This window comes from Streptomyces sp. NPDC050535 (assembly GCF_044457665.1).
In the GTDB taxonomy this organism is placed as follows: domain Bacteria; phylum Actinomycetota; class Actinomycetes; order Streptomycetales; family Streptomycetaceae; genus Streptomyces.
The window spans coordinates 53462-73946 of record NZ_JBITHE010000020.1 but is presented as its reverse complement, the minus strand read 5'-3'; the positions used below and the strand labels follow the sequence as shown (position 1 = coordinate 73946).

The 20485-nt window shown below is 70.8% G+C and carries 19 protein-coding genes; 9 read left to right on the top strand and 10 right to left on the bottom strand.

What is annotated here, in order from left to right:
- Window positions 1-31: 31 nt before the first annotated feature.
- Window positions 32-2071, bottom strand: coding sequence for a thioredoxin domain-containing protein (locus ACIBLC_RS32795; protein WP_399214983.1), 2040 nt, complete (start codon window positions 2069-2071; stop codon window positions 32-34).
- A 199-nt stretch (window positions 2072-2270) separates the two neighbouring features.
- On the opposite strand from ACIBLC_RS32795, the gene ACIBLC_RS32790 reads away from it, so the two are divergent.
- Window positions 2271-5483: a tetratricopeptide repeat protein gene (locus tag ACIBLC_RS32790; RefSeq protein WP_399214982.1), complete on the top strand. Its 3213-nt coding sequence runs from the start codon at window positions 2271-2273 to the stop codon at window positions 5481-5483.
- 443 nt (window positions 5484-5926) lie between these two features.
- Here the strand turns inward: ACIBLC_RS32790 and ACIBLC_RS32785 are convergent, their stop codons facing one another.
- Together ACIBLC_RS32785 and mca are read right to left on the bottom strand one after the other, a co-directional pair.
- On the bottom strand, window positions 5927-6235 hold the full coding sequence (locus ACIBLC_RS32785; RefSeq protein WP_399214981.1) for a hypothetical protein: 309 nt from the start codon (window positions 6233-6235) through the stop codon (window positions 5927-5929).
- A 1-nt stretch (window position 6236) separates the two neighbouring features.
- Entirely contained in the window at window positions 6237-7097 is an 861-nt protein-coding gene (gene mca, locus ACIBLC_RS32780) for a mycothiol conjugate amidase Mca (protein ID WP_399215071.1), read from the bottom strand.
- A 206-nt stretch (window positions 7098-7303) separates the two neighbouring features.
- On the opposite strand from mca, the gene ACIBLC_RS32775 reads away from it, so the two are divergent.
- Both ACIBLC_RS32775 and greA read left to right on the top strand, forming a co-directional pair.
- Window positions 7304-7702: a DUF4307 domain-containing protein gene (locus ACIBLC_RS32775; RefSeq protein ID WP_399214980.1), complete on the top strand. Its 399-nt coding sequence runs from the start codon at window positions 7304-7306 to the stop codon at window positions 7700-7702.
- Between the two features lie 167 nt (window positions 7703-7869).
- A complete protein-coding gene (gene greA, locus ACIBLC_RS32770) occupies window positions 7870-8367 on the top strand; it encodes a transcription elongation factor GreA (protein WP_399214979.1) in 498 nt (165 codons plus the stop codon).
- A 108-nt stretch (window positions 8368-8475) separates the two neighbouring features.
- Here greA and ACIBLC_RS32765 read toward each other — a convergent pair whose 3' ends face one another.
- The 3 genes from ACIBLC_RS32765 to ilvA form a co-directional block, all read right to left on the bottom strand.
- Window positions 8476-9333, bottom strand: a complete 858-nt coding sequence (locus tag ACIBLC_RS32765; protein ID WP_399214978.1) for an ABC transporter permease — start codon at window positions 9331-9333, stop codon at window positions 8476-8478.
- On the bottom strand, window positions 9330-10337 hold the full coding sequence (locus ACIBLC_RS32760) for an ATP-binding cassette domain-containing protein (RefSeq protein ID WP_399214977.1): 1008 nt from the start codon (window positions 10335-10337) through the stop codon (window positions 9330-9332). The genes ACIBLC_RS32765 and ACIBLC_RS32760 overlap by 4 nt, the downstream gene beginning before the upstream one ends.
- 254 nt (window positions 10338-10591) lie before the next feature.
- On the bottom strand, window positions 10592-11821 hold the full coding sequence (ilvA, locus tag ACIBLC_RS32755) for a threonine ammonia-lyase (protein ID WP_399214976.1): 1230 nt from the start codon (window positions 11819-11821) through the stop codon (window positions 10592-10594).
- A gap of 163 nt (window positions 11822-11984) precedes the next feature.
- Here ilvA and ACIBLC_RS32750 point away from each other — a divergent pair, with 163 nt between their 5' ends.
- From ACIBLC_RS32750 to ACIBLC_RS32740, 3 genes are all read left to right on the top strand, one after another.
- Window positions 11985-12488, top strand: a complete 504-nt coding sequence (locus tag ACIBLC_RS32750; RefSeq protein WP_399215070.1) for a MarR family winged helix-turn-helix transcriptional regulator — start codon at window positions 11985-11987, stop codon at window positions 12486-12488.
- A gap of 336 nt (window positions 12489-12824) precedes the next feature.
- Window positions 12825-13322: a sigma factor-like helix-turn-helix DNA-binding protein gene (locus ACIBLC_RS32745; protein WP_399214975.1), complete on the top strand. Its 498-nt coding sequence runs from the start codon at window positions 12825-12827 to the stop codon at window positions 13320-13322.
- Window positions 13319-13567 (top strand): hypothetical protein, encoded by a 249-nt coding sequence (locus tag ACIBLC_RS32740; protein WP_399214974.1) that lies wholly within the window; start codon window positions 13319-13321, stop codon window positions 13565-13567. The genes ACIBLC_RS32745 and ACIBLC_RS32740 overlap by 4 nt, the downstream gene beginning before the upstream one ends.
- A 39-nt stretch (window positions 13568-13606) precedes the next feature.
- On the opposite strand, the gene ACIBLC_RS32735 is transcribed toward ACIBLC_RS32740, so the two are convergent.
- Window positions 13607-14761 (bottom strand): cystathionine gamma-synthase, encoded by a 1155-nt coding sequence (locus tag ACIBLC_RS32735; protein ID WP_399214973.1) that lies wholly within the window; start codon window positions 14759-14761, stop codon window positions 13607-13609.
- A 209-nt stretch (window positions 14762-14970) separates the two neighbouring features.
- On the opposite strand from ACIBLC_RS32735, the gene ACIBLC_RS32730 reads away from it, so the two are divergent.
- Window positions 14971-16089 carry a hypothetical protein gene (locus tag ACIBLC_RS32730; RefSeq protein WP_399214972.1) on the top strand — a complete coding sequence of 373 codons (1119 nt, stop codon included), beginning with the start codon at window positions 14971-14973 and terminating at the stop codon, window positions 16087-16089.
- A gap of 108 nt (window positions 16090-16197) precedes the next feature.
- Entirely contained in the window at window positions 16198-16863 is a 666-nt protein-coding gene (msrA, locus tag ACIBLC_RS32725) for a peptide-methionine (S)-S-oxide reductase MsrA (RefSeq protein ID WP_399215069.1), read from the top strand.
- Between the two features lie 174 nt (window positions 16864-17037).
- Here the strand turns inward: msrA (ACIBLC_RS32725) and msrA (ACIBLC_RS32720) are convergent, their stop codons facing one another.
- The 3 genes from msrA (ACIBLC_RS32720) to ACIBLC_RS32710 all read right to left on the bottom strand — a co-directional run bounded on the left by msrA (ACIBLC_RS32720) (window position 17038) and on the right by ACIBLC_RS32710 (window position 19674).
- A complete protein-coding gene (gene msrA, locus ACIBLC_RS32720; RefSeq protein WP_399214971.1) occupies window positions 17038-17550 on the bottom strand; it encodes a peptide-methionine (S)-S-oxide reductase MsrA in 513 nt (170 codons plus the stop codon).
- A 196-nt stretch (window positions 17551-17746) separates the two neighbouring features.
- Entirely contained in the window at window positions 17747-19387 is a 1641-nt protein-coding gene (locus ACIBLC_RS32715; protein ID WP_399214970.1) for a phosphodiester glycosidase family protein, read from the bottom strand.
- Window positions 19388-19506: 119 nt separating this feature from the next.
- The gene (locus ACIBLC_RS32710) at window positions 19507-19674 is read right to left on the bottom strand and encodes a hypothetical protein (RefSeq protein WP_399214969.1); all 168 of its coding nucleotides are present in this window, start codon (window positions 19672-19674) and stop codon (window positions 19507-19509) included.
- 164 nt (window positions 19675-19838) lie between these two features.
- Here ACIBLC_RS32710 and ACIBLC_RS32705 point away from each other — a divergent pair, with 164 nt between their 5' ends.
- Window positions 19839-20432, top strand: coding sequence for a DUF4291 domain-containing protein (locus ACIBLC_RS32705; protein ID WP_399214968.1), 594 nt, complete (start codon window positions 19839-19841; stop codon window positions 20430-20432).
- The last annotated feature ends 53 nt before the right edge of the window (window positions 20433-20485 follow it).

Below are 20485 nucleotides of genomic sequence, written 5' to 3'. Positions count from 1 at the left end.
GTCGGAGGTTTACCGTCCCTGTAGTCCCTTGTCAGACGGCGTTTCCGCCTCCCACGGCCTCGCGCAGACGCTGGACATCGGAGGTCGGGGCGTCGCAGGTGAAGTTTCGGCAAACGTAAGCGGAGGGCAGACCGCCGGCCAACGGACGGCCGGCGAGCAGCGGAAGTTCGTCACTTTCCGCAGCGCCGACGGCGACGACGGCCCCCGGCGCGGTGCCCAGGAGCGCCGCGCGATGCAGCTCCGCGGTCGCCGGATCCTCCGCCGGACCCACGACCGCGATCTCACGGGGCCCGTCCACCAGCGCCTCCGCCACGGCCAGACCCCAGCCGGTGAAACGGGGCACGCGCGGCCCGAGCGCCTTCACGACCCCCAGAGCCCGCTCCGCCGCGGTCCGGTGGGGCTCCGCCCCGGTCTGCGCCGCGTACGAGAGCAGCGCGCCGGCCGCCGCGCTCCACCCGGAGGGGGTCGCGTTGTCGGTCGGATCCTGCGGACGCCGGATCAGCCGCTCGGCATCGGCCGCCGTGTCGTACAGGGCACCCGACTCGGAGTCCGTGAACTGTGCGAGCACGTGGTCCAGCAGGAACCCGGCGAATTCCAGCCACACCCCCTCACCGGTGACACCCGCCAGCGTGAGGAACCCCTCGGCGACATCCGCGTAGTCCTCCAGCACCCCCGCGTTCGCCCCGGCCCGGCCGTCCTTGCTGGTACGGGCCAGCCGCGCCCGGTCGTCCATGTGCAGCCGTACGAGGAGATCCGCGGCGCCGATCGCGGCCTCGACCAGGTCCGGGCGGCCGAAGTAGGCGCCGGTCTCCGCGAGGGCGGCGACGGCGAGCCCGTTCCAGGCGGCGACGATCTTGTCGTCCCGGCCGGGAGCGGGACGCCCGGCGCGCGCGGCGAGCAGCCGGCTCCGGATACCGTCGAACTTCCCGGCGTCGAAGGCGCCCTCGTGCCGCGGGAGTTGGAGAACGGAGGCGCCCTCCTCGAAGGTGCCCTCCTCGGTCACCCCGAAGTGGTGGGCGGCGAACTCGGCGTCCGCACCGAGTACTTCCGCGAGCTGCCCGGGCGTCCACACGTAGTACGCGCCCTCGACATGCTTCCCGTTCCCGTCGTCACTGTCGGCATCGAGCGCGGAGGCGAACCCGCCCTCGCTCGTACGCAGTTCGCGCACCATGAAGTCAGCGGTCTCCAGCGCGACCCGACGCGCGAGCTCGGACCCGGTGGACCGCCACAGATGCGCGTACACCCGGCACAGCAGGGCGTTGTCGTAGAGCATCTTCTCGAAATGGGGCACAACCCACTCGCGGTCGACGGAGTAACGAGCGAACCCGCCGCCGAGCTGGTCGTAGATCCCGCCGCGCGCCATCCGCTCGCCCGTGTCGATGGCCATCTGGAGCGCACCCTCCGAGCCGGTCCGCGCGTGATGCCGCAGCAGGAACTCGAGCACCATGGACGGCGGGAACTTGGGCGCACCGCCGAATCCGCCGTGCTGCGCGTCGTACTCCCGGGTCAGCCCGAGCAGGGCCTGCGCCAGCTCCTCCTCGCCGGGGGCCTGGGCGTCGCCGTAACTGAGCTCACGTTCAGCGAGGTCCCGCGCGATCTTCCCCGCGACCTCGGCGACCTCGTCACGCCGGTCGGCCCAGGCGCCGTGCACGCCCTCCAGGACCTGCCGGAAGGCGGGCATGCCGTGGCGGGGGACGGGCGGAAAGTACGTACCGAAGTAGAAGGGCTCGGCGTCCGGAGTGAGGAAGACGGACATGGGCCAACCCCCTTGTCCGGTCGCCGCCTGCACCGCCTCCATGTAGACGGCATCGACGTCCGGCCGCTCCTCCCGGTCCACCTTCACCGAGACGAAGTGCTCGTTCATGTAGGCGGCCGTCGCCTCGTCCTCAAAGCTCTCGTGAGCGAGGACATGACACCAGTGACACGCGCTGTATCCCACGCTCAGGAAGACCGGCACATTGCGCCTGCGGGCCTCCTCGAAGGCGGCAGGCTCCCACTGCCACCAGTCGACGGGGTTGTCCGCGTGCTGAAGGAGATACGGAGACGTGGCGTGCGCGAGTCGGTTGGCCATGCCCCAATCCTTGCGCATGCGGGAAAAACCCGCTCACACGCCACAGGTATGGCATACCAACGGGGCAAAAGGGAGCGGGCACCGCGCTGATCCGGCGATCCGCGAAGGCACTGTGATGATCCGCTGGCGCCCTGTCGCGGATGCCCCGTACGCAGGACACTTGACGGTGACAGATGTTGCCGCCGGAGGGGGACCTGACATGCGGGACAGCCATCGGGCGGACGCCGAGCGGCTGTTGGTCCGGGCCGTGGAGGAAGAAGTACGGCGGTCGGGGGGACGCACCGACGGGAGCGTGCTGCTCTCGCGGGCCCGGGGCGCGCTCGAAGCGATGGGTGGAGCGGCCGCCGAGGAGTACGGGGCGTACACGGGAGCGCTCGACGAGGCGGAGGCGGGACGGCTCTCGTTCGGGCAGCGCTACGCCCAAGAGGGTGCCGGAACTCCCATGCTGGTCGCGGTGGTTGCCGCGGTCGCGGCGGTCGTGGCGGACCTCGCGCTCGGCACGGGCGCGGGGACCGCACTCGGCGCGGGCGCGACGGTGGCGGTGGTCGGCGCGGCGGCCACCGTGGTCAAGGTGACGGCCTCGCATCTGCCGGCGGCGAGCCGCCGGGCCGGGGCGCTGGGACAGCCTGGCGGTGCCGAACAGCTCCGCCTCCAGTGGCTGACAGCCCTGGAAGTACGCGGTATCCGGCCCTTTCTCGACCAGCAGCGCCTGCTCAGCGCGGCCACCGGCGCCAAGCAGGGTGCGCCCCAGCTGCGCCGCACCGACAAGAGCGCGGCGGCCCGGCGGCGCAGTGTCCTGGAGCACTCCTTCGGTCAACTTCCGGACCCGGAAAGCCCGTTCACCGGTCGCCGTGCCGAGATGTCACGGATCGCCCAGTGGGTGCACGCGGCCCGCGCGAGCACCGAGACGAAGCCGACGGTGGTGGTGCTGTACGGCGCGCCCGGCTCCGGCCGCAGCACGCTCGCGATCCGGGCGACGCACTCCCTCAAGGACCAGTTCCGCGGCGCCTGCGTGGTGGACCTGCGCGGCGACAGCCCCGAGGAGCCGCCGCTCACCACCCGGGACGCGCTGCTGCATCTGCTGAACCGTCTCGGCGCACCGCGCGAACAGCTCCTCTTCCGGGAGCGCCCCTCCGGGGATCAGCAGGACCAGCAGGTCAGGCGGCTGAGCGAGCTGTACCACCAGCACCTGACGGGCCTGCCGGTAACGATCGTGCTGGACGACGCGAGCGACGCCGAACAGGTGCGCGTCCTGGTCCCCGAGCGCTCCGACAGCCTGGTCCTGGTCACCGCACGCAAGCCCCTCGACCTGCCCGCCGACCTCGCCGCCTGGGTGCACCAGCTCCCGGTCGAGGCGCTGGAGGCCGGCGGCGCCGAGGAGCTGCTGAACGCGGTGGCGCAGGACAGGTCGAGCCCGTACGACGCCGAATCCTCCGACCGCGTACGGGAGTTGTGCGGCGGTCTGCCGCTCGCCCTGCACATCGCGGGTTCCTCGCTCGGCCCCCGGACCCCCCGCCAACTCGCCTCGGATCTGGAGGCGTACGGCCCCGTCGATCCGGTCGAGCGGGCCCTGTGGCTGCGCTACAGGGACCAGACGGACACGGCACGCCGGCTGCTGCGCCGACTGGCTCTCGCGGGCCGCGCCTCCCTGGGCGCGGTCGCGGCGGCCTCACTCCTCGCCACGGACGAGCCGGAGGCCACCCGGCACCTGACCGCGCTGTCCCGGGCCGGCCTCGTCGACCACGTCCGCGGCAGCCGCTACCGCCTGCACGACCTCGTCCGCGCCTTCGCGCAGGCCCGCCTCCTGGACGAGGAGGAACCGTCCGAGCGTACGGCGGCGCAGGAACGCCTGATCGTGAACTACGCGGAGCTGGCGGACTCGGTGATCCGCCTGGTCGACGGCAAGACGTCCACGCGGGCCGACCAGTTCGGCCCGCACGGCTTCACCTCCCTCGACGCGGCCCTGCGCTGGCTGGACGACGAGTCGAGCTTCATCACGGCGACCCTGCGGCACGCGGAGGGCGTGGACCAGGCGGCCGTGCTCCATCTTCTGGGAGCCCTCTGCGACTACTGCCTGCTGCGTGGCGACCTCTACCGCCTGGGCGAGATCAGCGAGTTGACGCAGGCCGTCGACCAGGGCCTGCTGGTCCGCTCGGTCCAGTGGCGTACGGGCATCGCGGCCCGCCAGCTCGGTGAACTGGACAAGGCCCGTACGACACTGTCCTCGGTGGTCGACCTCTACCTCGAGGCCCATCACGACGCGGGCGCCGCCCTGGCCCTGTGCTCCCTCGGCATCACCCTGCACCACCAGGGCAACCTCATCGAGGCCGCGGCGAAGCTCCAGGAGGCCATCGACCTCCAGGCCGCGCCCGAACTGGCCGGAGACCGCGCCTGGACCATGCACGCGCTGGCCGGCGTGGAGCGCGACCGCTCCCGCCTCGCCGTGGCCCTGGACCTGCTCACCCAGGCCCTGGTCCTGCACCGCGAGAGCGAGTCCGTGCACGGCGAGGCGTGGGCGCACTTCCACCTGGGCCAGCTGGGCCTGCGGATGGGCGACGTTCCGCGCGCGGAACGCGAGCTGCGCGAGGCGCTCGCACTGTACGGCCGGACGCGCGATCCCCGCGGCGAGGCCTGGGCGCTGACCCAGTTGGCCCGCGCCCGGCTCGTCGCCGGCGACCCGTCCCCCGCGGTCGACGGACTGCGCCAGGCGGCCTCCCGGCACCGCGACAACGAGGACGCGCGGGGCGAGGCCTGGACGCTGTACTACCTGGGCCAGGCCCTGGAGGAGACCGGCAGCCTGGACCAGGCGGTCCGCGAACTGGAACGCTCCCGCACGATGTTCTCCCGCATGCGGGACGTGTACGGGCTGGCCTGCGCCCGACACCACTCGGCCCGCGTCACCCGCGACCAACGGGCGGGCCAGACCGGCTCGTTGCGCAACTCGGGCTTCGCCCGCCAGCTCCTCGTCGATGCCCGCGCCGACTTCCAGCGCATCGGCGTCGCCCACGGGGAGGCGTGGACCTGCCTCGAACTGGCCGTCGTCGACGGCGGCAACGCCCGTACGCAGCAGGCCCTGAAGCTCTGCGACGAGGCGATCGCCCTCTTCACCTCGTACGGCGACCGCCGTGGCGAGGACTGGGCCCGCTTCCTGCGCTGCACCCTGCTCCCCTACGCCGCCCCCGGCGGCTCCGAGATCGGCACCGCCGTCGCCCAGGAGGAACTGAGCCGCCTCTCCCGCACCGGCCACGCCACCCGAGACACCAAACTCGACGACTACGTCGAGGCCTACCAGCTCTTGCTGGAACGCGGAGTGAGCCTGGAAACCGGCTGGCAGGCCTGGCGCCTGCAGATGGTGCCGAAGCGGCACGCGCGGGATGTGATGGGGGTGGAGGTTCGAGCGGGGCGGGAGTGACACCCCGGATCGGCGGGGGTGGAGAAACCCGTGTGTCACGGGCGGACGGCCCGTGCGGACGGAGGTGGACAGCCCCCCGCGCGACGGACGGGGGTCTCGACGAACGGGCAGCCTGCGGGGCCCGTACGCAAACGCTCCCGTGCGGCCGGGCGTTGCAGCCCGGCGCCGCGCCGCTCCGGTGCGGCCCGGGACATACAGCTCCGTGCCCCGTGCCACCGCACCGACTTCCTACGCCGGCAGGCGGTCGGCTTCCGCTGTCGTACGCCACCCACTCACGCGGGGAGGCACCCAAGCCGGGGCAGGGCTCAGGTGCCGCTGTCGTACGTCAGCCGAGCCGGGCACCGGCAGTCGCAGCCGTCGCTCGGCGCCCTCGTACCCCCGTACGGCGGGACCCCGCCGTACGGACCGGACCGGTTCCGCCTGCGCCCGCCCTCGCGCGGGCGTCAGCCCTGTTCGGCCTTGGCCGAGGAGGTCTCCGCGGGTGAGGACTTCGCGAGCGAGGGCTCCCCGGTGGAGGCGTCCGGGCCGCCGGACGCCTTTCCGGTGTCACCCCCGCGCCCCTTGCCGGAGGCCGCCGCCTCGAAGTTCTCGTTGACCTTCCCCATGTGCTTGTTCATCGACTTCATCAGCCCCCACACCGCCAGGGCCATCACCGCGAACACGATGAAGCCGAGGACGCCGGGGGTGACCTTGTTCTCGTCGACCTCCTTGGCGAGGGGGACGAGGTGCGTCAGTGCCAGGCTTGCGCTCATGTCAGGCATTGTCGCGGATGCCCGCAAAGAGGTCGTCCTCGGGGAGGGAGGTATCGACGAGGGACTTCACGAGCTCGTACTCCTCGGTCGGCCAGACCTCCTTCTGGAGGTCCAGCGGAACCTTGAACCAGCCGCCGTCGGGGTCGATCTGCGTGGCGTGCGCGATCAGCGCCTTGTCGCGGATCTCGTAGAACTCCGCACACGGAACGTGCGTGGTCAGCGTGCGCTCCGTGCGCTCGAACTCCGACCACCGCTTCAGCCAGTCCCCGTACGGCGACTCCATGCCACGCTCGAGCAGCGCGTTGTGCAGCGCCTCGGTACGGGCGCGGTTGAAGCCCTGGTTGTAGTAGAGCTTCCGCGGCTGGAACGCCGGGCCGAACTCCGACTCCGGGTACTTCTCGGTGTCCGCCGCCGACTCGAACGCCACCATCGAGATCTTGTGGGTCATGATGTGGTCGGGGTGCGGATAACCGCCGTTCTCGTCGTAGGTGGTGATCACCTGCGGACGGAAGGAGCGGATCTGCCTCACCAGCTCGCCGGCGGCCTTGTCGACGTCCTCGAGCGCGAAACAGCCCTCGGGAAGCGGCGGCAGCGGGTCGCCCTCGGGCAGGCCGGAGTCGACGAAGCCCAGCCACTCCTGCTTGACGCCGAGGATCTCGCGGGCCTCGTCCATCTCCTTCTTGCGTACCTCGTGGATGTGCTCCTCGAGGTACTTGTCGCCCTGGAGCTTCGGATTGAGGATGGAGCCGCGCTCCCCGCCCGTGCAGGTCACCACCAGCACGTCCACCCCCTCGGACACGTACTTCGCCATGGTGGCCGCGCCCTTGCTCGACTCGTCGTCGGGGTGGGCGTGCACGGCCATCAGTCGCAGCTGGTCAGTCAAGACTCGATCCTCAGTAAGTCGGCCGGTCGGCAAGTGGACAAGTGAGCAAGTCGGCAATCGGCGCCCGGCGTGAATCAGCTTGATGGGCGGCTTCTATAGTGACGGAACCGGGGGGCGAATAATTCCGGGGCCCGGCCCCTGGGCTCCCCCGGACCCACGCCGCCGCCCCTGCCGAGAGGACGACCATGAGTACGGCGAGCACCCAGCTGCCCGAGGGCCGGTACGGCCGCTCAGCGGACGAGGGCTCCGACCGGAAACTCAAGGTCGTCGGCATCGCGCTGGGTGTGATCCTGCTCGCGCTCATCGGCTGGTTCGGATACGACCAGATCAGCGGGACCAGGATCAGCGCCCAGGTGATCACCTTCAGCGCCTCGGACAACGAGGTCGAAGTGCACCTGGAGGTGCACAAGGACGCGGACGCCCACGGCTACTGCACCCTGCGCTCACAGGCCGCGAACGGGGCCGAGGTGGGCCGCGCGGACTTCCGCTTCGACCAGAACGCCTCCCGCGTCGACAAGGTCCTCACGCTGCGTACGACGGCCAAGGGCACCACGGCGGAGCTGCTCGGCTGCTACGACGACTGACGTCCCCCCGGCACTTACGTGCTGACCTGCGCTGACGGAATTCTGACGTCTTATGTCCTCCCCCTTCAGCCGCTGAATTGTTAGGCTCGTGGTTTCGCCCGCCCGTGAAGGCTCATTCTTCTGGGTAGGGCGATGCTTTGTATTCCCAGTACCTACGAGGAGCACCTGTGACCCAGACCAGCGAGAACGTCACCTGGCTGACCCAGGAGGCGTACAACCAGCTCAAGGCTGAGCTGGACTATTTGTCTGGTCCCGCGCGCACGGAGATCGCCACCAAGATCGCGGCGGCGCGCGAGGAGGGCGACCTGCGCGAGAACGGCGGGTACCACGCGGCCAAGGAGGAACAGGGCAAGCAGGAGCTCCGTGTGCGCCAGCTGACCCAGCTCCTGGAGAAGGCCAAGGTCGGCGAGGCCCCCGCGGCGGACGGTGTGGTCGCGCCCGGCATGGTCGTCACCATCGCCTTCGACGGCGACGAGGACGACACCCTGGACTTCCTGCTGGCCTCGCGGGAGTACGCGAGCGCCGACATCGAGACGTACTCGCCGCAGTCCCCGCTGGGCTCCGGCGTGAGCGGCAAGAAGGTCGGCGAGGACGCCCAGTACGAGCTGCCGAACGGAAAGCTCGCCTCGGTGAAGATCCTCAAGTCCGTGCCCTACCAGGGCTGAGACCAGGACCACCCGGCCCCTGACTACTCCGACGATGCCCCCGGCCGCGCTCCCGGGGGCATCGTCATGCCCGGCTTATACAGGTCGTCGTACAGGTCGTCCTACCGATCACGCCGTCGCGGACCGGTACTTTCGCACCGCCAGTGTTCTGAAGACCAGGACGATCACCACGGAGTAGATCAGCGAGGCCCAGACCGCGTGCTGCATGGGCCAGGCGTCGGACTGCGAGACGCCCGGATTGCCGAAGAGCTCGCGGGAGGCCTGCACCGTGGCACTGAAGGGGTTCCAGTCCGCGATGTGCCGCAGCCAGGGCGTCATGTTGCTGGAGTCCACGAACGCGTTCGAGATGAACGTCACCGGGAACAGCCAGATCAGTCCGCCCGAGGTGGCCGCCTCCGGGGTGCGTACGGAGAGGCCGATGAGCGCGCCGATCCAGGTGAACGCGTACCCGGACAGGAGGAGCAGCGCGAAGGCGCCGAGGACCTTGCCGGCGTTGGTGTCACCGTCCGACCCGACCCGCCAGCCGACCAGCAGGGCCACGATGGCGAGCACCAGCAGGGTGAGCGCGGTCTGCACCAGGTCGGCGAGCGTCCGCCCGGTCAGTACCGCGCCGCGCGCCATGGGCAGTGAGCGGAAGCGGTCGATGAGGCCCTTGTGCATGTCGTCGGCGATACCCGCGCCGGCGCCCGCGGTGGCGAAGGTGACGGTCTGCGCGAAGATGCCGGCCATCAGGAAGTTCCGGTAGTCGGTGGAGCTGGTGCTGCCGCCGATCTGCATGGAACCGCCGAAGACATAGCTGAACAGCACCACGAACATGATCGGCTGGATCAGCCCGAAGATCACCATCTCCGGAATCCGGGACATCCTGATCAGGTTGCGCTTGGCGACGACCAGAGAGTCCCGGATGGACTGCCCGAAGGGGTTGGTGGGCGCCGCGACCTGCACGGCGTCGGTGACGGCACTCACTTGGCGTCCTCTTTCTTCTTCTTGCGGCCCTTGCTGTCGGCCGCTCCGTTGGCCTCTTCCCGCTCCTCGGCCGCGTGGCCGGTGAGGGAGATGAAGACGTCGTCCAGGGTCGGCCTGCGCAGGCCGATGTCGTCGATCTCGATGCCGCGGGTGTCCAGCTCGCGGATGACCTCCGCGAGGAGCTTCGCGCCGCCGGAGACGGGCACCGTGAGCTTGCGGGTGTGCTCCTGGACCGTGGTCTCGCCCTTGCCGAAGCCGCGCAGCACCTCGGACGCCGTGCCGATGTGCTCGCGCTCGTGCACGACGACCTCGACGCGCTCGCCGCCCGTCTGGGCCTTGAGCTGGTCGGCGGTGCCACGGGCGATGACGCGGCCGTGGTCGACCACGCAGATGTCGTGCGCGAGGTGGTCGGCCTCTTCCAGGTACTGGGTGGTCAGCAGGAGCGTCGTGCCGCCGGAGACGAGCTGCTTGATGACCTCCCAGAGCTGCTGGCGGTTGCGCGGGTCGAGGCCGGTCGTCGGCTCGTCCATGAACATCACTGGGGGCGAGACGACCAGCGCGGCCGCCAGGTCGAGCCGGCGGCGCATACCGCCCGAGTACGTCTTCGCGGTGCGGTCGGCCGCGTCCGCGAGGTTGAACTGCTGGAGCAGCTCCTCAGCGCGGACCTTCGCGGCCTTCGACCTCATCTGGTAGAGCTGACCGACCATCTGGAGGTTCTCCCGGCCGGTCAGATACTCGTCGACCGCGGCGAACTGCCCGGACAGGCCGACCCGGCGGCGCACCGCGTCGGGGTCCTTGAGCACGTCGATACCCGCGACGACCGCCTTGCCGCTGTCGGGGCGCAGCAGGGTGGTCAGACAGCGGACCGCGGTCGTCTTGCCCGCGCCGTTGGGCCCCAGCAGGCCCAGCACGGTGCCCTCCGGGACATCGAGATCGACGCCGTCCAGAGCCCTTACGTCGCCGAAGGTCTTCACCAGGCCTTCGGCATAGATGGCGCCTGGCATGTGGGGTCCCCCAAGTGATTGGCGAATTAATGGAAAAGAGCTTAGTTTTCGCCGGTTCGTCCGTCCTGCCCGGCGGGCAAAATCGTTCGACCGAGCGGACGGACTTGTGGTGGGATATGTGGCGAGAGACACACCATAACGCGATGTATCGCGTCACTCAACAGATTTTTCCATCCCGCACTGACAATGGCTCTGACCTGGGGATACGGAATCCCCAGACCTGTCCTCGGATCTCACTGACCTGTCCTCGGACCTCACTCGATGACGGTGTAGCCCGCCTCGCGCAGCGCCCGGTTCAGCTCGGCGATGTGCACGGGACCCTTCGTCTCCAGGTGCAGCTCGACCTCCACCTCTGTGAGCCCGAGCCGGGGATCGGTCCGTACGTGACTCACGTCGAGGACGTTAGCGTCGGCCACTGACAACACCCCGAGAAGTGTGGCCAGGGCGCCGGGACGGTCCGTCAGACGCAGGGTGACCGCGAGATAGCGGCCGCTCGCCGCCATGCCGTGCCGCAGGATGCGCTGCATCAGCAGCGGGTCCACGTTGCCGCCCGAGAGGAGCGCCACGACCGGGCCCTCGAAGGTGCCCGGCTCGGCCAGCAGCGCCGCGACGGGGCTCGCGCCCGCCGGTTCGACAACCAGCTTGGCCCGCTCAAGGCAGAGCAGCAGCGCACTGGACAGGTGATTTTCGGACACCGTGACGATCTCGTCCACCAGGTCGCCGATGATCCGGAACGGCACCTCGCCCGGCCGGCCGACCTTGATGCCGTCGGCCATCGTCGCGGGGTTCTCGAGCGACAGGGGGCGCCCGGCCGCCAGCGAGGGTGGGTACGCCGCCGCGCCCGCCGCCTGTACGCCGACGATCCGCACGTCGGGGCGCAGTGCCTTCACCGCGATCGCGATGCCCGCGGCGAGTCCTCCGCCGCCGATCCCGACGACGATCGTGCGCACCTCGGGGCACTGTTCCAGGATCTCCAGGCCGACGGTGCCCTGCCCCGCGATGATGTCGGGATGGTCGAAGGGGTGGATGAACACGGCCCCGGTCCGCTCGGCGTACTCCTGCGCGGCGGCCAGCGTCTCGTCCACCACCTGGCCGTGCAGCCTCACTTCGGCGCCGTAGTCGCGGGTGGCCGCGACCTTCGGCAGCGGCGCCCCGGTGGGCATGAAGACCGTGGAACGCACACCGAGGAGCGCGGAGGCCAGCGCGACTCCCTGCGCGTGGTTGCCGGCGCTCGCGGCGACGACACCCGCGGCACGCTCCTCCGGAAGCAGGCCCGCGATCCGCACGTACGCGCCGCGCAGCTTGAAGGAACCGGTCCGCTGGAGGTTCTCGCACTTGAGGTGCACCGGCGCTCCCACCAGCTGGGACAGGTACCTGCTGCCCTCCATCGCGGTCATCCGCGCCACACCCGTGAGCATCTTCTGCGCGCCGCGTACGTCGTCGAGAGTCACCCTGTGCAAGGAGTCAGCCGTGCCGTAGCTCATGACCACCAGTCTCGCAGTTCACACGGGTCCGCTCGCGGTGTGACCACCCTCCGAGACCGGTTTACGCAGCGTCGGTACGGCCCGCGTCCCGGCCGCGTACCCTGTCCCCCAACCCAGCTCCCACGCATGAATTGAGCCCCCGGCCATGCCCACAACACCAGAGATGTCGATGGACATGACGACTGTCGGTGACACCGGTCTACTCGACACGCTTCAGCACGAGGTGGCGGTATTCGCGCGTCGTGCCGAACAGACCCGGCTCGGCGGAGTGGGGCAGGTGCGCAATTCCATGGACCGCGCCGCCTACCTGCTGCTCAACCGCCTGGACAAGGAAGGCCCGATGGGCGTCAAGGCGCTCGCCGCGAGCATGGGGATCGACTCCTCGACCGTCACCCGGCAGGTTGCCCCGCTGGTCGACACCGGTCTCGTCAAGCGCACCTCGCACCCCGAGGACGGGCGTGCCGTGGTGCTTCAGCTGTCGCCGCGCGGGCAGTCCCGCCTCGACGAAGTGCGCTCCTCCAGGCGTCAGTTGATGGCCGAGCTGACCCACGACTGGGCACCGGAGGAGCGCGAGGCGTTCTGCACGCTCCTGACGCGCTTCAACAGCGCGCTCTCGGCCCGCCAGGCCGCCCAGGGCGTGCCGGTGGGCGAGTCGCCCGCTTCCTGACCGTCCCGACCGGGTCCGGCGTCGCCGGCCAGGCGTGAGCCGGTGCCGGCGTCGCTCCCCTGGTACGGCTGAGCCCAGGTTCCGGCATCGCTCCCCCGGTGCGGTCGAGCCAGGCCCTGAGCCCCCTTCCACGCGCGCGTGGACCGTTCCGCCCCCTCGTTACCCGGTTACCCGCGGGTTCGCTCCGGGCACGCGCGCGTGCATGTGCGCCGGGCTCTTGACCGGAAGGCCGCGTCTGGCCTCATATGAGACCGGGTCCTTGTCGTACGTGGTGCGACCTGTCGTACGCGGCCGGGGTCCCGTTCCAGTCAGGGTCGCCCTCGGGCAGGAGGCGCGGTGCGAGAACGGCAGGCGTCCCAAGGCGCCCGCCGGGCCCGGGAGTTCGAGGCGTTCGTCGCGGGCGCGGCAGGGCGGCTGCTGCATGCCGCCACGCTGCTCACGGCGGAGTCCCCGCGCGCCAACCCACGCGCGCGGCGCCTGCTGACGTTGTCCCTCGCCCGTACGTACGCCTGCTGGGACCGGCTGCGCGGCGAGGACCCGTACGACCACGCCCGCCAGCAGTTGGCCGTCCACTTCGCGCGCGGCGCCTGGCACCAGCACGGCAGGCTCGGCCGGGCCCGCCCGGCACCGGACAGCGTTCTGGCGCGTCTGACGCCCCAGGAGCGGCTGATCCTGGTCCTCAGACTGTACGAGGGGGTCGCCGAACAGCAGACGGCTGCCCTGCTCGGGCTCCCCACGGAGCGGATACGGGCGATATACGCCCGCGCGATGGCGACACTGCTGCACCCGCCGCGCGGACCCGCGCCGGCCCTGGCGAAAGCGGTGGGGTCATGAGCATGCGCGAGCGGGAGACGGCCGTACGGCGGATGCTGGAGCAGACGCCGGCCCAGGTACCGCCCGACCTGCACGCGAACGTCGTACGCCGCGGGACCCGCATTCTGCGCCGCAGGAGGGCGGGCCGCCGCCTGATGTGGCTGCTGCTGCTCGCCGCGACCGTCGCCTTCGTCGTCTGGGCGATGACGGTGCACCCCTGGGTGGAGCCGCCGTCGGAGACGACTCCACCGCTGACGGGCTGGTGACCCGGCCCTTCGCCACAGGCCGGTGACCCGGTGCTTCCTCTAGCCGAGCGCCTGCTGGAGGTCCTGAAGCAGGTCGTCGACGTTCTCGATGCCCACGGAGAGGCGCACGAGGTCGGCGGGGACCTCGAGGGCGGAGCCGACGACGGACGCGTGCGTCATACGCCCCGGGTGCTCGATCAGGGACTCGACGCCGCCCAGGGACTCGCCGAGCGTGAACACCTTGGCGCGGTTGCAGACCTCGACGGCCGCCTCCTCGCCGCCCTCGACCTGGAAGGAGATCATGCCGCCGAACGCCTTCATCTGCTTGGCGGCGATCTCGTGACCGGGGTGCTCCGGGAGACCCGGGTACAGAACGCGCGTCACGCGCGCGTGCCGGGTGAGCATCTCGGCCACCCTGGTGGCGTTCTCGCTGTGCCGGTCCATGCGGACGGCAAGCGTCTTGGCGCCGCGCAGCACCAGCCACGAGTCGAAGGGCCCGGCGACCGCGCCCATCGCGTTCTGGTGGTACGCCAGCTCCTCGCCGAGTTCCTGGTCCCCGGTGACCAGGGCGCCGCCGACGACGTCCGAGTGCCCGCCCATGTACTTGGTCAGCGAGTGCACGACGACGTCCGCGCCGAGCGCCAGCGGCTGCTGGAGGTAGGGGGTCGCGAAGGTGTTGTCCACGACCAGCCTGGCGCCCGCGTCACGCGCGATCTGCGCGACGACGGCGATGTCCGTGATCCCGAGGAGGGGGTTGGAGGGGGTCTCCACCCAGATGGCCTTGGTCCTGGGGGTGAGGGCGGCCCGTACGGACGCGGGATCGCTGGTGTCGGCGACCGACCATTCCACCCCCCACTTGGAGACGACCTTCGCGAACAGGCGGAAGGTGCCGCCGTACGCGTCGTTGGGGATGACCACGTGATCGCCGGGGCTGAGCAGCGTACGCAACAGGCAGTCCTCGGCCGCCAGTCCGGACGCGAACGCGAGGCCGCGGCGACCGCCCTCAAGGGCGGCGAGGTTCTCTTCCAGGGCGGTCCTGGTCGGGTTGGCGCTGCGGCTGTACTCGTAGCCGCCGCGGAGCCCGCCCACGCCGTCCTGCTTATAGGTCGAGACCTGGTAGATCGGCGGGACGACCGCACCCGTGAGGGGATCGGCGGTGTTGCCCGCGTGGATCGCGAGGGTCTCGAAGTGCTGACTGATGTGCCTGTCGCTCATGCGTCCCGAGGGTAGTGCGCTCGCGGACCTGATGACGTCGCGCCCCGGTGGAGCGGAGCTGTTCGGTGATCGCGGGCGCGGATTGCGGCGCGGGAGCGGGTTGCGGACGTCGGTCGCGGGCGCCGGTCGCGGTATCGGCTTTGGGCATCGGTTCTGGGCGGAGCCGACCGGGTTCGCCAATTGTCGGACCCGTCTGGTTCGCTTGTGGCATGGAGATTCTCTGGGTCCTGATGGCGCTGGCCATGTTCAGCCTGGTCCTGCTGCCGGTTCTCAGGCGCAGGCGTGCCGGTATACAGCTGGTCTCGCCCGGCGACCCGGACGCGGCGGACCCGGCGAACTACGGGTTCCTGCTGCAGGAGGAGCTGGACATCCGCATGCCGGGGGCCGACCAGGATCTGCTGGACGTGCTGGACCTGGTGCAGCGCACGCAGGACTACCGCTCCGCCTCGCAGCTGCTCGCGGGCACGGAGACAGCGGGCGAGCGGCGCTGGCAGCGGGTGCAGGCCTTCGCGGGCGCCGCGTCGCTGGAGCTGCGGCAGCACCCCGGCGGGGTCAGCGAGACGCCCGGCGGGCAGTGGCTGCGGGTGTGGCGGGCCGAGCAGCCCAAGGACGCGGGCGGCGCGGCGGTGCACGCCGAGTTCCTGGTCCAGCAGGCGTGGCGTACGTCGACGCCGGGGACGGACGAGTTCCGGATCATCATGGAGGAGGCGAGGTCGGCGTGCGGTGACGCGGCGCTGCTGTCCCCCGGTGACCCGATCCCGTACATCATCGAGCTCTCGGTGGCCCGCGGACTCGCCTACCCCCAGGCGGAGTTCGAGAAGCTCTGGCTGAAGATCCTGGACCGCGCGCCGGCCCACATGGGAGCGCACCTCGCGGCCCTGCACTACTGGTGCGAGAAGTGGCACGGCTCGCGGGAGGTGGCGTACTCGTTCGCGGAAGCCGCGGCGGCGCGGGCCCCGCAAGGGTCTCTGCTGGCCGCCATGCCGCTCTTCGCGGTCTTCGAGCACCTCCCCGAGGTGAACCTGGTCCGCAGCTTCTACCAGAGCGAGGTCGTGACGAAGGCCGTCCACGGCGCCCTCTACGCGGTGCACGCGGCCCGCTCCGACGACCCGATGCTCGCGCACGTCCGCCACCTCCTGGTCTTCTTCCTGGTCCGCGGCGAGCGCTGGGCGGAGGCCATGCACCAGCTGGTGCACGTCGACGGCCACGTGGGCGCGCTGCCCTGGACCCTCACGCCCGACCCGGCGGCGGACTACGCGCTGTACCGGGCTCTGGCGGTGGCGGGGTACGAGGCGAACGGGGGCAGCCCGGCGACCCTCGCGCGCTGAGGCGGCCTCCCCGCCCGGCACCCGGAATGCGAGACGGTACGAGGGCGTTCCCCACGTGCTGTACCGCACTGGGCCCTGAACCGGCGAGGATACGAAGGAGTTCGCGTGATGCTGTTCGGCCGTACGCCTGTCCTGCCCACCCCCGAGCAGGCCCTCACCGGCCGCCCCGACCCGATCTTCACGGTCCCCGACCGGCACACGGTCCTCGGCACCCCGCTCCTCGGCTCCTACCCGGAGGGCCTGGAGATCGCGGACTTCGCCATGGGCTGTTTCTGGGGCGCCGAGCGCAAGTTCTGGCAGCTCCCGACGGGCGTCCACACCACCCTGGTGGGCTACCAGGGCGGCTTCACCGAGCACCCCACGTACGAGGAGGTCTGCTCGGGCCTGACCGGCCACACGGAGGCGGTCCGCGTGGTCTACGACCCCTCCCTCATCTCGTACGAACGCCTCCTCCAGGTCTTCTGGGAGTCCCACAACCCGACCCAGGGCTTCCGCCAGGGCAACGACTCCGGCACCCAGTACCGCTCCGCCCTCTACCCCCACACCCCCGCCCAGGCCACCACCGCCGCCGCCTCCCGCGAGGCCTACCAGAAGCTCCTCACCCGCTCGGGCTACGGCACGATCACCACGGAGCTACTGCCGGCGGAGGGCCGCGTCTTCTATCCGGCCGAGGGATACCACCAGCAGTACCTGGACAAGAATCCGGCGGGGTACTGCGGGATCGGGGGGACGGGTGTGTCCTGCCCGATCGGTGTTGCCACGGCGGAGGGCTGAGACGGGTGGGTTCAGCAGTGCGCGCCCTGACCTGGGCGGTCGGGGCGCGCCATTTGCGTACGGGGTGGTTCTCGGACTCGCCCGGGCAGAGGTGCGACTCGCAAGCCCGGCCCGGCCCCGCTGTGGGGCCTCGGCCCGGTCGGCATTCGCGCTCCGCCGGGCCGCCTCGTACGGTCAGCTCTCCGCGCGGACGGGCAGCCGCCATCCGGGGCGCGGGAAGTGGCAGGTGTAACCGTCCGGGTAACGCTCCAGGTAGTCCTGGTGCTCGGGCTCGGCCTCCCAGAAGGGGCCGACGGGCTCGACCTCGGTGACGACCTTGTCCGGCCACAGTCCGGAGGCGTCCACATCCGCGATCGTGTCCTCGGCGGTCCGCTTCTGCTCGTCGTCCACGTAGTAGATGGCCGAGCGGTAGCTGAGGCCGATGTCGTTGCCCTGACGGTTCTTGGTGCTCGGGTCGTGGATCTGGAAGAAGAACTCCAGGAGAGCACGGAAGTCGGTCTTCTCGGGGTCGAAAAGGATCTCGATGGCCTCCGCGTGCGTGCCGTGGTTACGGTACGTCGCGTTCGGCACGTCACCTCCGGTGTATCCGACCCGCGTCCCCGTCACGCCCGGGAGCCGGCGGATCAGGTCCTGCATCCCCCAGAAGCATCCGCCCGCCAGCACGGCCCTCTGCGTCTGCGCAGCCATTGCGGTCCCTCCAATATCTGTCAGCCATCCATCAGCTGTCTGTCAGCTCGGTCACTCGGGCTGCCCGGCGCGCACACCGCCCGCATCCCACATCCACTCCCCTCAACGCGCGAGGGTTCCGAGCGATTCCGTACCCGCCCAACCTGCCCCGCGGCCGGCCGCGGCGAGGAGTGCAGCGCCGCGCTCTGGGCCGCCGTCAGTCCGCGTCCGGAAGCACCTGCACGGTGTCCCCGACCGCGCGTTCGCCCGTCGCGTCGGAGGGGTTGTTGACCAGGGTGCCGCGGACGGCCATCGCGGTGGAGCCGCCGCCGTCGAGGTTGAGGGCCTGTACGGCACCGAGCGAGCGCATGAACTGGGCTGCCTCCTGGAGGGTGAAGCCCTCACTGCCGCCGGTCTGCCGCCCGTCGACCGTGGCCAGGATCAGCCGGCCTTTCCTGTCGACGCCCGCCATGGTGCGCGGCTGGCGGGTGTTGGCCCAGGCGTATCCGAAGGACAGGTCCTGGGGGTCGACCACGCCCTCGGCGGCCGCGTCGATGTCGACGCGGCCGTTCTTCACCAGGGTGGGGGCGGCACTCACGACGGAGTCGTCGCCGTCGAGTTCGACGCGTCGGCCGCTGGTGTCGCGGATGACCTCGTCGACCCGGACGCGGCTGCCGACCTCGGCGTTCGCGGTCAGCCAGTCGGCGGCGCCGCCGATGCCCTGAAGAACGCGGCCGCCCGCCGGCACCCGCCCACCGCGCGCTCCGACCGAGATCACCCGGCCCGACGCGTCCAGCACCGCTTGGACACCGGGTCCGGTGGGCAGTTCGGCGCCGAACCCGGTAGTGAACTGGACCAGGTCGTCGGTCGATCGGCAGGTGACGTCCTGCCAGGGCAGGTCGCTGGGCGAGGCGCCCGGACGGCCGCAGTCGCGCACCAGTCCCGGCACCCGGTTGATGCCCTGGATCCGGTACGAGGAGTGGCCGGCCCGGGCGGTGACGGTGGTCGTCAGATCGGCCACACGGATGTGGCGGCCGCCGTCGCCGAGGATCAGCGCGGCCCGCGAGCCCACGGCCATCGACCCCAACTGACCGTCGTAGGCGCCCAGTCCGGACATGGTGCCCTGGACGCCGTCGGCGTTCGAGGTCACGAAGAAGCCCCCGTTGACGGCGACCAGCGACCGCAGCCGGGCGGCGACCGACGACGTGGTCTCCCGCTGCGCGACATTGCCGTCGTGGGTGCCCTCGATGCTGCCGTTGAAGACGCGCGGGTCGATCACGGCGACATGCACGTTCTCCCGGTCGGCCGGCTGCTGGATGTCGTAGCCGGTCCAGGCGACCGCGGTGTGGAATCCGGCCGAGGTGATCGCCGCCGCCGCGGACTGGGCGGCGGCCTGGGTGGAGAAGGAGCCGATCCGTACCCGCAGCCCCATCGTTCCGTGCGGGGTGTCCGAGTAGGCGGGCCACCGGACGCTCTCGACGCGCGGCTGGAGGTCCGCGTCACGTAGTTGCCGTGCCGTGGCGTCGGCCCAGCTCCGGGTGCCGACCTCGGACCAGGTGGCGGCGCCGGTCAGCCGGCTGACGGCCGGGGACTGGACCGTGACCGTCCAGGTGTGTGTGACGTCGGCGTGCCGAATGGTTCCGGTACGTACCTCCAGGCCAGGTGCGAGGGTCTCGGTCGACCACGTGGTCGCCGCGCGGCTCGCGGGGTCGGCCTGCGCGACGGTCGGCATCAGGGAGGGAACGGCGACGGCGAGTACGGCGGCGACGCCGAGGCCCGCGCGGACGCGCGCGGTACCTCGGGCGGATCTGCCGAGGCCCTTGTCGTCCACGGCTTCGTCGAGGGCGTTGTGGTCCATGGCTTCCTCACGGCTGGAGCGCGATGCCGGCCGGGCGGGACGGTGCGGGTGTGGTGCGGCCGCGCGCACGACCCATCCCAGACAACCGCCAAGACTCCCGCGACTCCGGCACGTGAAGATCAGGAAAGAAGGCGGGAAACAGCGGGCAGCGGCCGGATCAGGGCCGCGTCGTTGGTCAGCATGACGGCAAGGGCGTTCTGGTCGGCCCGGCGGCAGAAGCGTTCCAGTCTGGCTGTGTCCCGTACGAAGCCCAGGCGAGCGAGGTCTGTGGCGGCATGTCCCTTCAAGTCGTGGTCCCCGGCCGGAGTTCCCGCCGTGCCCTTCCGTCTCCGGGTGCTTGAAATCGATCGCGGTACGGGCCGACGGGCCGACGCGCACAAGCCAGAGCGCCTCACGGCGACCGGTCGAAAATCAGTAGCCGTCCGAACCGGTCCGTCGCAGGCTGTACGCCATGGAACAACCCCAACGCGGGATCCGCGCGCTCCACACGGAATCCACGGTCACCGTCTACCAGGCGTACTCTCCCGAAATCGGCCTGCCCGCCGCCCGCGAGGGCCGTTTCGTCAGCCCGTGGAAGCGGGACCGGATGACATGGATCAAGCCGTCGTTCCTGTGGATGATGTACCGCTGCGGCTGGGGCGGGAAGGAAGGCCAGGAGACGGTTCTGGCTGTTGAGATCGCGCGTGACGGGTTCGAGTGGGCGTTGCGGCACGCGTGTCTGTCGAGTTACGTGCGTGGGGCGCACCCCGATCTGGCCGCCTGGCAAAGGGAGTTGAAGAGGGCGCCCGCTCGGGTCCAGTGGGATCCGGAACGGGACCTGCGCCTCAGTCCTCTGCCGTACCGGTCGTTGCAACTCGGCCTGTCCGGTGAGGCCGTACGGCGCTACGCGGACGACTGGACGGTCGCCGTCCGCGACGTGACCCCGCTCGCCCACGAGATTCACGCGATGGTCAGCGTCGGCGACCTGGACTCCGCCGCCCGGCTGCTGCCCCCGGAGCGCACCTACCCCGCCGCGGACGATCTGCTGGCCCACCTACGTCCATGACCCGGCACTCCCCCGGCGACGGACCGCAGCACCGGGCCGCATGGCAGCGGCGG